General features: G+C 40.5%; 9 protein-coding genes. 8 read left to right on the top strand and 1 reads right to left on the bottom strand.

All coding sequences use genetic code 11. The features are described from left to right. Nucleotides 1–114: 114 nt before the first annotated feature. The gene (locus AC04NP_RS05670; protein ID WP_482858540.1) at nt 115–786 is read right to left on the bottom strand and encodes an RNA polymerase sigma factor; all 672 of its coding nucleotides are present in this window, start codon (nt 784–786) and stop codon (nt 115–117) included. 355 nt (nt 787–1,141) lie between these two features. On the opposite strand from AC04NP_RS05670, the gene AC04NP_RS05665 reads away from it, so the two are divergent. From AC04NP_RS05665 to AC04NP_RS05630, 8 genes are all read left to right on the top strand, one after another. Next, nucleotides 1,142–1,453, top strand: a complete 312-nt coding sequence (locus AC04NP_RS05665) for a PDZ domain-containing protein (RefSeq protein ID WP_482858608.1) — start codon at nt 1,142–1,144, stop codon at nt 1,451–1,453. Nucleotides 1,454–1,598: 145 nt separating this feature from the next. Continuing rightward, nucleotides 1,599–2,285 carry an RNA polymerase sigma factor gene (locus AC04NP_RS05660; RefSeq protein WP_482858539.1) on the top strand — a complete coding sequence of 229 codons (687 nt, stop codon included), beginning with the start codon at nt 1,599–1,601 and terminating at the stop codon, nt 2,283–2,285. Nucleotides 2,286–2,490: 205 nt separating this feature from the next. Next, nucleotides 2,491–3,513: a FecR family protein gene (locus tag AC04NP_RS05655; RefSeq protein ID WP_482858538.1), complete on the top strand. Its 1,023-nt coding sequence runs from the start codon at nt 2,491–2,493 to the stop codon at nt 3,511–3,513. A 196-nt stretch (nt 3,514–3,709) separates the two neighbouring features. Continuing rightward, on the top strand, nt 3,710–7,135 hold the full coding sequence (locus AC04NP_RS05650; protein ID WP_482858537.1) for a SusC/RagA family TonB-linked outer membrane protein: 3,426 nt from the start codon (nt 3,710–3,712) through the stop codon (nt 7,133–7,135). A gap of 9 nt (nt 7,136–7,144) precedes the next feature. Then, the gene (locus tag AC04NP_RS05645) at nt 7,145–8,821 is read left to right on the top strand and encodes a RagB/SusD family nutrient uptake outer membrane protein (protein ID WP_482858536.1); all 1,677 of its coding nucleotides are present in this window, start codon (nt 7,145–7,147) and stop codon (nt 8,819–8,821) included. Nucleotides 8,822–9,169: 348 nt separating this feature from the next. Further along, the gene (locus tag AC04NP_RS05640; protein ID WP_482858535.1) at nt 9,170–9,751 is read left to right on the top strand and encodes an RNA polymerase sigma factor; all 582 of its coding nucleotides are present in this window, start codon (nt 9,170–9,172) and stop codon (nt 9,749–9,751) included. Between the two features lie 166 nt (nt 9,752–9,917). Continuing rightward, on the top strand, nt 9,918–10,970 hold the full coding sequence (locus AC04NP_RS05635; protein ID WP_482858534.1) for a FecR family protein: 1,053 nt from the start codon (nt 9,918–9,920) through the stop codon (nt 10,968–10,970). 168 nt (nt 10,971–11,138) lie between these two features. Then, nucleotides 11,139–14,660, top strand: coding sequence for a TonB-dependent receptor (locus AC04NP_RS05630; protein WP_482858533.1), 3,522 nt, complete (start codon nt 11,139–11,141; stop codon nt 14,658–14,660).

The following is a 14,660-nucleotide window of genomic DNA, read 5'->3' as shown; positions in this document are numbered from 1 at the left end:
TGATTCACATGTCATTGAAGAAATCAAACCGACTTACACCAAAAAAGAGGATGGTTATGAAACGTATAGTCAAATTTCTTTACCATCAGTTCCTGACCGGTAAGGTCATTAAGGTTAAAAAAAACCTGATAAGAATGGAAAGCAACAAGCCCCAACATTTTTCCGAAGTGTATTTAATGCTCTTTTAACTAGCTTAGAAACAGTGCCTCTGTGCTTGAATCCCATTATTTCGGCTATTTCATCACATGTGAGTCCATCATAATAATAATGAAGGATTAGTTGCCTTTGTTTTTCAGGTAATTTGTTGAGCTCTTTTTTTATTTGTGCTATTTTTTCTTTTAAGCTTTCATGATTGATCATTCGTGATTCAACAGAAATATCAATTGTAAAGGCTAAGTGATTTTCGATTGGATCGATGAGCTCGGTTTTCCGGTTTTGACTACGGCGGTATACAATTTCACGATAAAGGGCCTTAAAAAGATATGACTTGATTGAACTTACCTTTTTCCCAATATCGCTTGTCTTAGCGATTGAAATAAATATTTCTTGAATACAATCCTTTATCAGGTCTTTATCTTTTGAAAGCTGATATCCAAAACGGAACAGGTGATGAATATATTTATTATAGATAAAACTCAGGGCTTCATGGTTTCCGGATTTTAAAGCCGACCAGATTTCTGTATCAGATGCAGTGAGAAAAGAATCACTCGTTTTTTGTGCTAGTGGATTCTTATTGACTTTGATTGGTTCGTGAGAGTCTTCCGCTATGTTAAGAACACCTTTCAATATCTATCTTGATTTTTTTCAGAAAACAGTGGCCTCCAAAACAATATGATCATCACTAAATGTTTAAAAATTGCCTGTTAATACAATAGAAATTATAGATTTCCATATTTAGGGCTAATGCCCTAAACTCAATTTAGCAAATTTATTTTTAAATCTAAAATTTTTGACAGGCTATTACTGTCTAACTGCAGAGAGGACTGTTTTTTTATAGAAAAATAGTTTTCACAAGAATGATTACTTGTCCACTTATATTTCATGCCTTATTTGATGAATAGAGATTTCATCAAGCCAAACATTGTCCGATGATTGATAAACCTACTTTGTTGATTACTATTCTGAGCTTTCACAGGAGTAAATTTCTTATATCTCGTACGCTTATTCTTTTTTTCCTATTTACCATGAAGAAATAGACTATAATCTCCTGCCTGATTCTGCGGCCGGTTTACAAGACGGACATGGCATATTGGTAGTAAAACTACCTGCCGGTTCACAGGCAGAGAAGCAAGGAGTTAGGATAAATGATGTCATTGTAAAACTTAATGACCATAAGACGTCCAATATACCTCAGTTGATGGATTTCTATCAGGGGGAGATGTGGAAAGGCCGGATAGATCTGACAATCATACGAAATCAAGAGGAGATAGAAATAAATATTTTGCTTCAATAGCAGAGTCCCTTCAATAAACAGTTTCCAGTCACAAATCAAAAAAAATCATGCAAAAAAAATAGAAAATAAAGCCAGTAAAATAGTAGTTCTGCTCTCTGAAAATTTATAAATTGCTTCTGATAAAATTAGAATGATGCTCAAATCGTTGAAAACTAACTCAACATATAATTCCCTGTATTACACGTCATCATTGGATGAAGACGTTTCTATTTGTTACCAGGGATCAAAGATTAAACATGACAAACAAGCTTGGAAGGCGTTTAAATCCGGTGACCCGGAGGCCTTTTCCTACATTTACAACAAATACATCGATTATTTATACAATTACGGCTGCCACCTTATCGAAGATAGTGAGCTGGTAAAAGACGCCATTCAGGATGTCTTTATAGAATTAAATCATTATGGGAAAAAGCTTGGTAATGTCAATTCTATCAAGGCATACTTATATGTGTCCTTGAGAAGGGAAATCATATGTAAGCTTAAACTCAAAAAGCAACATGTCCATTTTTCTCTTTGTAACGATGACAGGAGTTTTGAAGTAGAAGTGTCACCGGAATTAAATTTGATCAATAATCAACTAACAGAAACGAGGGCAAAAAGGATTGAAACAGTCATTAACAAACTTTCCAAAAGACAGCGACAAGCCGTTATCTATTATTTTTATGAAGGGTTTACCTATAAGGAAATAGCCCAATTGTTAGCGTTAAAAAATGCTAAATCTGCCAGAAAGCTTCTTTACCGCGCCTTAGCGTCAATGAGGAAGCAACTAAAGATACGGAAACACTGGGCGGAAAAATTCATATTTTTATTGATGTCACTTTTTTTGATTTAAACTGTTCACGAGCACAGAGGGCTAAATTTTGAAAGTCAACCCTTATCCTTACATTTAAATAGTATATCTGCAGTTTTTACCTGCCTCCTTACTTGTCCCGATAATTTTTTGAGAAATTTTCAAAAAAAAATAAAATTTTTGGGGTCATAATCACTTTTTTTTTCTCTTCCAATATGTGGTAGTCAAAAACTGATTAAAAATCCATATGGAATACGAAGACTATACGGAATATGACTTTTTGAAAGACAATTTTTTTGTAAGATGGGTCAAAAATTATGATAAAGAAACCGATGAATTTTGGCAGCAATGGATCCGCGATCACCCGGACAAGTTGGAAACCGTTTTAACAGCCAGGCAAATCATTCAATCCACCGGATACAAGCAAAAGTATAAGCTTTCTTCCGGAGAAAAGAAAGATATTTTGGAACACATTCGGCAAAAAAAGAGTACTCCTGTCATCTTGGGTTCAAAACCTAAAAACCGTTTTACCCTTATTCGGGCAGCGGCTGCCGCTATTATTATCTTAGCAGCAACTTTTTCTTACTATCATTTATCGAGAACTGAACAACCGACTCAGAACGAAATTGCATATACCTTGAAAAGTAATCCTGCTGGCAGAAAAGCTACCTTTAAGCTTGATGATGGCACTCTTGTAAAGCTGAATGCTGAAAGCGCTTTACGCTACCCAGAGCATTTTACAGATAGTAATCGGTTGGTATACCTGGAAGGTGAGGCCTTTTTTGAAGTAGAAAGAGATGAAAACCGGCCCTTTTCGGTGGTAACCGGAAATATTACTACGCGGGTTTTGGGAACCTCCTTTTATGTGAAAAATGATTTGCAGGATAAAGATATTCAAGTGGCCTTGGTAAGTGGTAAAGTTTCGGTGCTCGATCAAAATGGTAACGCCATCATGCTTGAACCGGATGAAATGGTCACCTACGCTGATAATAATATCGCTAAGGGGACCTTTGATCGCGACAGGGTTTTTGGCTGGGTTGACAATAGATTAACCTTTTACAAAGCAGGTTCTGATGAGGTAGTCAAAAGATTAGAAAAATGGTATGGTGTCAAATTTATGATGGAGCGGCAGCAAATGTTTGAAGGCTCCTTTAGTGGTGTTTTTGAAAATGAGTCACTGGAAAACGTCTTAAAAGGGATCCGTTACGGTTCCGGATTTGATTTCACCTATGAAATAAATGAAAAACAAGTAACGATAAAAGACAATTAATAACCCTAACATCAAAATTATGTAACTCAATATAAGCTAACCAAACAAAAACCGGATCCTTGGAGGATCCGGCTGACCCGCCTTAATTATTTCTTATTGTCAGATCCGGAATAATTAAAGCGGCATTTTAGTAAGTAAACTATTCACTAAAACACTCAAAATTATGATTTTAAATCTATTTAGGCAAATATTGCTTATGTCGAAACTTTTACTTTACGGCACGATCCTTCAAACACTCTTTTTTACTGTATTGATGGCGAAAGAGGGAAAAGCCCAGAGGGAAAGTGTCCACAAAATTCAGCTTTCCATTGCCTGGCACAATGTGAGCCTGTCCCAGGCATTTTCAGATTTGGAACGAAAGACACAGTTTAAATTTACCTATCATCATAATAAGGTAGATGATAAGGTTACAGTAAATTTCAATGCGGCGAATACATCACTAGGCAAAGTATTGATGTTTATATCTGAAAATGCCCGGCTCGGGTTTCAGAGGATTAACGATAATATTCATGTGAGCAGGAAAAGTAAGAAGGGCCAAGCGCTTACGGAGAAGTTCCCGGGGCAATTATTGTTAGAAAAAGAAATTTCAGGTACTGTTACCGACGAAAATGGTGTGGGCCTTCCTGGTGTAAGTGTGCTGATCAAGGGAACCACCCAGGGTACGGTGACCGATGTCGATGGGAATTATTTGTTAAGCGTTCCTGATGATGCCACTACGTTGGTATTTTCCTATGTAGGTTACTTGCAAGAAGAAGCCGATATTGGTGGAAGGACCATTATTGATCTTCAAATGGTACCGGACATTTCTACCTTAGCGGAGATAGTAGTGGTGGGGTATGGTACACAGGAAAGGAAAACAGTAGCCGGAGCGGTAGGACAGATCTCTGGTGAGATATTGGAAGAAAGGCCGATCACCAATGCCATAAACGGTTTGCAAGGTACGGTGCCCGGCCTAACGATCACAAGGAGTAGCGGGCAACCGGGAAATGAGGGCTACTCCCTGAACATCAGGGGACTATCTTCGGTAAATAGCGGTAACTCACCGCTTGTTTTAATTGATGGAGTAGAAGGTGACCTGAACTTATTGAATCCTAATGATATTGAATCCGTATCCGTGCTCAAAGATGCATCAGCAGCTATTTATGGGGCAAGGGCAGCCGGAGGTGTAATATTGGTAAAAACCAAAAGCGGCGGGAACGGACAACCTTTAAAAGTAAGCTATACCGCCAACTTTAGTATCAATGAGGTTTCCAACCTGCTTGACCGGGTCGATTTAAGGCAGTGGGTTGAAATGGATTGGGAGGCCAAAACCAATGCCGGTGCAAATCCCCAGTTCTTCGATCCGAATGTCGGAAATAGTACCCTTGAAGATGTAATCGCAAAAATAGATGCAGGCGCTGATCCGGATCAGATCCTCGGTACAGCTTTCCTGTTTTATAACGAACCAAACTGGAATGACCAGGTTTTTAATAATGGCTCGCAGCAATTCCATAACATCAATGTATCGGGAGGTTCGAAAAGTTCCAGGTACAATGTATCCGTAGGGTACCAGGATACTAAAGGTATCTTCCGTGACGCATACGATAATTCCAGGCGCGTTAATGTGCGACTGAATTATGGTTTCGATATTTCCGATAAGCTAAAATTTGATACCCGGATCAGTTATATTAATCAAAAAACGGAAAGCCCTGGCGTTGGGGCGGATGTTGTACTGGACCAATTGAACAAGATATTTACATGGTTTCCCGTCAGGACGCAATCCGGGCAATTTTTAACACAATGGGGGTTTGGAAACCCACGACAGTTACTGGAAAAAGAAGTAGGAAAGATCACAGGTATGAGTGAAGTGCTTAGAGCGAACATTACCGGATCCTACGAAATTATTGACGGACTAAGCGTAAACGGCCAGTTGGCGTTTGACCGTAACATAAAAACGGATGACAGTTTGGTTAATATCGTTCCCCGGTATTCCTATAATGACATACAAGAAGGGTTTAGTGTGAATCGTAGCAGGGCTTCCAGGGGGTTAAGTGAGCGTGACTATGCTAACTTAACCGGTTACATAGATTATAAAAAAATAATTGCCGATGTCCATGAGGTAAGTATTACTGCCGGAGCCAGTCACGAGCAGAATAACATCGAGTTTTTCTCGGCCGAAAGGTTGGACTTCACACAAAATGAACTTTTTACACTCAACCTGGGGGATGCCGGTCAGCAATTTAATAATGCCGGTGCATCAGATTGGGCCATCCGGTCATTTTTTGGCCGGGCGACTTATATTTACAATTCACGCTACGTTGTAGAATTAAATTTCAGAAGGGACGGCACTTCTGTATTTTCACCATTACAGCGATGGGGTAATTTCGGGGGCTATTCTTTAGCCTGGAGGGCTTCGGAAGAAAGGTTTGTGGATGATCTGGGTATATTCGATGACCTGAAGGTACGTTTTTCTCAAGGTACCACGGGCAACCAAAGTTTAGATCCGGAAAATCAAAACTTGTATGATTACATTGCCCTGATAAATTTCGGGGAACCATACCCTTTCGGAGATGGTGTACAGTCACAGAGTGCCAGTGAAAGGGCTATCGTATCACAAAACAGAACCTGGGAGGATATCAAAACCACCAATATCGGGCTGGATTTCGCCGTGCTGGATTCCAGGCTTTCAGGATCGTTTGACTGGTTCAAAAAAGAAAACAATAATATGCTGCTCGAGGTAAACCTTCCGTCGGTACTGGGAGGGGATGCCCCTGCTCAAAACATAGGTTCCCTCGAAACCAGGGGGTTTGAGTTAAGCCTTACCTGGGCAGATAGAACTAACTCGGGTATATCTTATTCCATCACCGGTATCCTGAGTGATAACCGGAATACACTGACAGACCTGGATGGAAGGAACCTTGTGGAGTTAGGCCTAAATGAAATCCGGGAAGGTTATGCGTTGAATACCTATTTTGGTTATGAATTTGATGGCATTATTCAAACCGAGGAAGCGCTCAATGCTTATAAACAATTAGATGGAGTGCCCGCAAACCTTGAAATAGGGGATGCCAGGTATCGCGATCTTAATGGGGACGGTAGAATATCTTTAGTGGATAATGAAGGAAATGATGCCGACATTGTTAATCTCGGAGATAATACTCCGAGGTATTCCTACGCATTAAATGCCAGCATAGGTTATAAAGGATTTGATTTAAGTGTATTTCTTCAAGGTGTAGCAGAACGGACTATATTTTATACTGACCAATGGAGGTTCCCGTTTACGTCACCTTGGTGGCAGCCACTTGAAAGATTCTATGGGAATACATGGTCACCGGAAAATACGGTCGCTAAGTATCCAAGGTTAACCACAGGCAGCCAGCGGCATTGGAACTATGAACCCTCTGCAAACACACGCATAAACGGCGCCTATATGAGGGTAAAGAACATCACATTCGGCTATACTTTGCCTGAAAGCTTACTGGCTGGCGTAGGCATAGAAAACGCAAGGATATTTTTCAGCGGAGAGGACCTCTTTACCATAGATGACGTAGATGGTGGGTATGATGCAGAAAATACTGATGGGGAAGCTGATTTCTATCCTTTCACCAAGCGGTATTCTTTTGGTTTGACTGTTAACTTTTAAGGAGAAAAAATGAAAATCAATATCATAAAGTTTTATGTCCTGCTGTTGTCCTTAGGGTTAATGGCAAGTTGTGATAAGGACCTGGACCTGATCCCGCCTTCTACCATATCTGACGTCTCATTCTGGAAGGTGCCTTCTGACTTTGAAAAAGCAGCAAATGATTTCTACTTTAGTTTAATTACCCACGACAACGGTGGATACGACCAGGACTCGGACATAACCGTGGGCGCCGGTCCGAATGATATCAGTGGGGGCAATATCCTCATTCCTCAAAATTCCGATTCATGGGATGATAATTATGCCATGATCCGCGCCACTTCCCGGCTTACGGAAAATTATGAAAATGCTGTGGATATACAGGGTGAAACGGCCCGCTATGCGGGAGAAGCGCGCTTTTTCAGAGCCAGGGCATACTTTAGTTTGATCAGTACTTTCGGTGATGTTCCACTCATTACCCGGGTATTGAACCTGGATGCGGAAGAATTGGATGCGCCAAGGTCTCCCAGGGCAGATGTGGTAGCTTACATCCTGGAAGACCTGGGCTGGGCAACGGACCGCCTGCCCCTGGAAAGCGAATTACCTGCCGAAGAAAAAGGTAGGGTAACCCGGGGAGCGGCATTGGCTTTGAAAGCAAGGGTAGCGCTTTTTGAAGGTACCTGGTCAAAGTATCATCTCGGTGGAGCCCAGGCCAACGAATACTTTGGAGAATCCATTGAAGCCGCCGAAGCATTGATCGCTTCAGGAGAGTATGGTCTGTATACGGATATGGGAACTGCGGAAAGCTATCGTAACCTTTTCCTGGAAGCCGGAGTGAACAGTAAAGAAAATATCCTGGGACGCAGGTATAATGAAAGTCTCAATATATTTCATAATACCACGAGATTTGTTGAAACCGCGTTCAATTCACCAACTAAACAGTTGGTAGATATGTATATATGTACCGATGGCTTGCCTATCGATAAATCGCCCTTGTTCCAGGGGTATGACCTGATGGCCTCTGAATTCCAGGAAAGAGATCCAAGGTTAGCCCAGACAGTATTTGTCCCGGGCACCGTTTTCAATTATCTGGGAACTGACGTTACAGTGATACCCTTAATCGGCGGAGGTAATAATGGCCCTACCAAAAGCGGTTATAGAGCACGTAAATTCTTGTCAGACAATCTGAATTCACAATTAGGGCAATGTTTTTATGATTACCTGGAATACCGGTACGGTGAGGTACTGTTAAACCTTGCAGAGGCCCTTTTTGAAAGGGATGGAAGCATTTCAGACGCAGATCTTGACAGGACTATTAACCTACTCAGGGACAGGGTAGGTTTGTCTCACCTAACCAATGCGCTTGTGACTGCGAATGGTTTGGATATGTTAACAGAAATTCGGCGTGAAAGAACCGTTGAACTGGCCTATGAAGGTTTTAGGTTAAGCGACCTCAGGAGATGGAAAGAAGCCGAAAACGCACTGCCGGTGAGTTTAAGAGGGGTAAAATATGTCGGGAGTGAGTTCGAAACAACTCCGCCCAACGCAGATCTCACACCAGGGATTGATATTCAAGTTGATCAAGATGGGTTCATCATTGCGGATCCTGTAAATGGCAGAACGTTTGATCCAAAGCAATATTTATTTCCGTTGCCATTGGATCAGATCCAACTTAATGATAATTTAAACCAAAACCCGGGTTGGTTGTAGAAAAGGCAATTTAAATTATTTGGCAAAAAATTAGATAAGGCTGCCTCAAAAACAATTGAGGCAGCCTTTATTATATTATGGAAATAAAAATCTATGAAAAGCCACTTCTTTCATCAAAAACACCTGCGACTGTGATGAAAGTTGCCCTTGCCTGGGCTTTTGGCGTTTTGTGCTGTCTTCTTTTTAGATTTATCAGCAGATTTTGTTAAATTGTAAAACAATTTAAGGAAGAGCTCTGCCTGTGTTCTTTATTTAATATAGTTGAATGATATACTTTGATGTATAAAGGAGGTTAATTTATTGTTTTTAGGAAAATAGGAAAGAAGTGATGGGCTTCTGTGGCATATTATGAAAGGTCCGCTCAAGGGACAAAATGAAAAAGAACTTTGGATCTCTTTCAAGAAAGGAGATAGACAGGCTATTTCAACCATCTATGAAAATTTCTACCCCAGGCTTTATAAGTACGGTATAAAGCTTTCTCTGGATCCGGATTTAACCAAGGATTGTATACACGAAATGTTCTGCAATCTTTGGGAAAAGAGATCTTTACTCTGTGACGTTACCCATGTAAATTCCTACCTTCACGAATACCTCAGAAGATCACTGTACACACAGCTCAAAAAGAAAAGCAGAAACGGGCAGGCTGCTACTCAAAGTGAGCGGCAGACAGCACTTATTTTTTCCTTTGAACAGGAGCTTATTCGTAGCGAGTCATTAAGAGAGGACCAAAGAAAGTTACGAGTCGCCATGCAAAAACTTACTAATAGGCAAAGGCAGATTCTGGAGCTAAAATATTATGAAGGATTGGGTTACGATGAAATCATAAAACTGACCTCACTAAAATATAAATCTGTTAGAAACATCGTGCATGAAGCCCTGAAAGTTTTGAAAGAGTCGATGGCAGCCATTGTTTTTTTTCTTTTTAACTAAAATCAAATCCCTTCCCACCTAATGTAATAATACATTCATTTCGTCAATAAAATACTTTTGAGTACTGACGCCTGCTCTTTAGAGGAGATTTTTTATCAGTACAAAAAAAATCAAAAAAATCCGGGACAAACCTCCTTCAAACTATACATACTATTAAATAGTTATTGTGAAGGAAGATTATTCAAAAATATTCGATCTTGTTAACAACGATTCTTTCAGAGAGTTTGTGTTAAACCCTGGGGCAGCAAACCGAATGTATTGGGAACACTGGATAAAAGATCACCCTGATAAATTGAAAGAGGTTCAGTTTGCCATTGATTTTATAAGATCCCGGCATGCAGAAAATATCGAATTAAAATCCGGAGAAATGCATGCCGAACTGGAAAGATTCATCGCTTATATTGATGAGAGCCCCAAATTAACAAATTCCAATGTAGATCACACTAAAAAATCAGGCGTACCCATGCGTGTGAAAAGGGCCATGGTTGCTGCCTCGGTCTTGCTGATATCAGTCTTATTTACTTACCTATATGTTTTTAAGGAGCCATATAGAGAACCATTCCCTGCTGAGCCGATAGTTACACAGATTGAAAAGGAAAGCCCCAAAGGGTTAAAAACGACTTTCAAATTACCTGATGGGTCTATCGCTAAGTTAAATGCAGACAGTAAGTTAACTTTTCCAAATGAGTTTTCTTCCGCGAGTCGTGAAGTTGTACTAGAAGGGGAGGCTTTTTTTGAAGTAAGAAAAGATACCTTAAAACCATTTATTGTAAAAACAAATGGATTAAGCATGCATGTGCTGGGCACTTCATTTAACGTAAAAGCTTACGTTGGCGAGGATATTGAAGTAGCGCTACTTACCGGAAAGGTCAGGGTATCGGGAAATTCGCCTGCCTCAGAAAGTATATTATTACTTCCGACAGAAATGGTCATATACAACAGCACAGATGGAAGTATTGAAAAGACCACATTTGATCCTGTGGAGAAACTCGCCTGGAGAGAGAATACACTCTATTTTAACAATAGCAATTTTGACGATATTATTAAGACCCTTGAAAGATGGTATGGGGTAAGTTTCGATGTGCAACGTCCCGGTCAAATTCAGGAACGCTTTACCGGGGTTTACAAAGACCCGTCGTTGAAAACGGTCTTAGAAGGAATAAGCTTTTCACTTGACTTCAAATTTGAGATACAGCATAAAACAGTAATTATTAAATAAAAGATAAATCATGAATGATACAAGTTGAAAAAATAAAGCCAGTTGACCAGGTCAACTAGCTTTAAGGTTCACTTTAGAAAATCGTATTCAACTGTTTGGCCACAGAAAAAGACTTTCTAAAGTATCAAAATCCGATGACAATAATTTATCACCAAACTATACAAAGATATGAAGTTAAGACTTTTACAACAAGCTTATATCGTGACCAAATATTCATTTTACGGTATCATACTGCAATGTTTATTTGCAAGCATGTTGATTGCAAGCAGTAGTTACAGTCAGCAGGCAAGCTGGGAAGATATTCATGTATCCGTAGCATTAAAAAATATCACCATAAAAGAAGCACTTCAAGAGATTGAAAAATTAACTGATTTTAGTTTTGCCTATCCGAATGGCATTATCAAAGATTCCAAACGGGTTTCCTTAAATGTTTCCAATGAATCATTGGCTAATCTGTTGAGACAAATGTCCGAAAAAGCCAGATTGGGTTTCAAAAGAGTGAACAACGTTATTCATATAGTAAAAAGAACCAAGAAAGATCCATTGGTTGAGGAGATAATCATTTTTGAGAAAGAGATTTCGGGTAAGGTGACCGATGAAAATGGGGAAGGACTGCCAGGGGTCAATGTGTTAGTCAAAAATACTAATGCGGGAACTATCACCGATACTGATGGAAATTATAAAATAAGTACTCCTGACGATGCAACAACATTGGTATTTTCTTATGTAGGGTATTTAATCGAAGAAGTTGAAATTGGAACCCAAACGGTGATAAACATAAGTTTAAACCCTGATATCTCCGCATTATCGGAAGTCGTAATAGTGGGATACGGGGAGCAGAAAAAGGCCAGTCTTACCTCGGCCGTAGCCTCTGTAGATGCCGAAGAGATCCAATCCATACCGACATCTCAGCTATCGAACAGCCTGGCGGGAAGGCTTCCCGGCGTTCAGATTATTCAAAATTCCGGTCTGGTGGGCGCTAATTCCTCCATTAACATTAGAGGTACAGGTGTTGACCCGCTTTATGTGATTGATAACGTGATCAGCGACAAAGCGCAATTCGATGTACTTGATCCCAACGAAGTGGAGACAGTAACTGTTTTGAAAGATGCCGCCGCTGCCGCCATTTATGGAGCCAGGGCGTCGGGGGGAGTAATTGTAATAACGACTAAAAGTGGAGAACCGGGCAAAGTTGTATTTAACTATAGTAATATTTTTACGACGAATTCTCTGACTAAACCACTGCAAGATTATTCCGCCGAAGAAGAAATTATCTTTATGAATAATGTGGCCACGCATAGAAACCTTGCCAGCCCAAATCCGGATCCCAACTTTACACCTCCTTTTGGCAATGATGTTCTGGACTTTGCCAGAACCATAGATTACCGTACAGTAAATGATGAGATTTGGCAAAGCCCCACCTCACAGCAACATAATTTGAGTGTAGGTGGGGGATCTGATAAAGTAACCTATTTTTTTTCGACAGGATTCAACCAAGCGCAAGGGTCGTACGAAAATACGAATTTTAACAGGTATAATATTCGGGCTAAGGTAGATGCCAAGATTACTGATAATGTCACTTTATCTACTAATATAAGCGGAAACAGACGGGAGACCGATCGGTTTTACTGGCCTTTTGATGGGGATAATGGAGAAGGGTTTGAAGTATCTGACTTTTACAGGGCTACTTTTAATTTGTCAAGATTGTATCCCTTTTACTCCAGGCTCGATGGGACTCCAAGCTCATCTGATGATCCGGAAGCTGTGTCTGTCATTCAGCCCGGGTGGGGATTTAATCCGGCAGAAATAGTAAACAATGACGCATATAGAAGGATTATTTACAATACCTTCAATGGTATTATAAACCTCAACATAGATATCCCTCAGGTTAAAGGACTATCTGCCAATATTCAGGGAAATTACCGTCAGGATACCAGAAACCAAAAGAATTTTGTGCTGTTCAACCGGAGCTTGCTTTTACAAACTGTGGGAAATACCGGGGTAGACCGTTTTAGATTAGCGCCGTTGGTTACCGATGGCAGCCAGGATGTGGTAAACAATCTCGGCAGGTCATTTGAAGGTATAGATGAATTTTTTAGCCTTACGGAAAGCTATCAAATAAATGGCTTTATAAGATACAATAATACTTTTGGTGATCATAGCATCAACTCATTACTGGGATTTGAGCAGGCGGAGTCTGATTTTAAAGGAGTTAACGGGACGGCAAGCGAGCTGCTGTCGACAAGTATAGATCAGATCCTCTCGGCCAGTAATAGTGCGGAACGCAGAACATTTAATGGAGGCGAAAGCATGACAGGGAGATTTTCTTATTTGGGACGCCTGAACTATGCTTATGCAGACAAGTACATAGCCGAGTTTTCCTTCAGGTACGATGGTTCATTTAAATTTCCGGAAGGTAACAGGTTTGGGTTTTTCCCCTCGGTATCAGCAGCCTGGAGAATTTCTGAAGAAGAATTTTTTAGTGTTCAAACCATTAGTAACTTAAAATTAAGAGGATCTTTTGGCCAGACCGGCTTTGACGGGGATGACAATCGTCCGATTGCGCCATTTCAGTTTCAAAATAATTTTGTGAGGGCGTCTTCTTATGTATTTGAGGGTGGTTTAAGGGATGGTATAGGCCCGCAGATTGCTACCCCAAACCCGAATATTACCTGGGAAACCCATACTACCTGGAATGCCGGACTTGATGTGGGTTTATTCGATAATAAGTTGGATTTTACTTTCGATATCTTTAGAAACAACATCACTGATATACTTGCCCCGCCGACACTGACAGTACCCGGAACTTTTGGCTCAAGTCTTCCTTCTACCAATGTTGCAGAGCGAAAAATCAATGGTTTTGAAATTGCTGTTAATTATCGAAAGAAAGCAGGAGATTTTGATTACTCCGTGGGCGCCAATATGGGGTATGCAAGGGATGAGTGGATAGCCTGGCCCGAAGCAGAGGGTATTGCTGATTTTCAAAGCAGAATCGGGAGGCCGGATGATAGGAATATTGGCTATTTGTCAAGAGGCATTATCAGGGACCAATCGGTAATTGAGGATCTTCCGGAGAATTTCACCCAGTTTGGAAGAGTACCTCAACCGGGCGAAATATTATTCGAAGATATAAGAGGACCCAACTTTTCGGAGGGCCCGGATGGTGTGGTCGATGAAAATGATCAAACTATACTTTCTGAAAATACTGCGCCCAGAATAAATTACGGGATAATTGGGAATGTTCGCTGGAAAGGCCTTAGTGTCGATGTTTTCTTCCAGGGTGTAGGCGCTTATGACAAATATGTTTCTACGCGGAACACGAGATCCGGAGGAGTTTTCCAGCAGGCCAGACCGTACTTTGAACTATGGACAGATTCGTGGTCGGCCGATAACCCCGATGGTCGATACCCCAGGGCAGAAAACAACTGGGGCCAAATTGAAAATGGACATGGACCTTCTACTTTCTGGGAAAGAAACGGAGCATACATCAGGTTGAAAAATGTTAATATCAGCTATGTAATTCCTAAATCCTTAACAACCAGAATAGGCATTGAACGATTCACAGTGTTTGTGAATGGTACCAATCTCTTTGTTATCTCCGGATTTGATGAATACGACCCGGAACAGGAAGCTTTGGATTCCTATCCCATCTTCAAGTCCTTCTCCGGAGGGATTAATTTCTCATTTTAA

The sequence above is a fragment of the Agaribacillus sp. DX54 genome (genome assembly GCF_056858335.1).
Note: the sequence above shows the minus strand (reverse complement) of the source record. Positions and strands in the feature narration are given on the sequence as shown.

Coding starts and splice junctions, on each gene's coding strand:
- AC04NP_RS05655 (WP_482858538.1), top strand. CDS start 2,491: ATGGAATACGAAGACTATACGGAATATGACTTTTTGAAAGACAATTTT.
- AC04NP_RS05650 (WP_482858537.1), top strand. CDS start 3,710: ATGTCGAAACTTTTACTTTACGGCACGATCCTTCAAACACTCTTTTTT.
- AC04NP_RS05645 (WP_482858536.1), top strand. CDS start 7,145: ATGAAAATCAATATCATAAAGTTTTATGTCCTGCTGTTGTCCTTAGGG.
- AC04NP_RS05640 (WP_482858535.1), top strand. CDS start 9,170: ATGAAAGGTCCGCTCAAGGGACAAAATGAAAAAGAACTTTGGATCTCT.
- AC04NP_RS05630 (WP_482858533.1), top strand. CDS start 11,139: ATGAAGTTAAGACTTTTACAACAAGCTTATATCGTGACCAAATATTCA.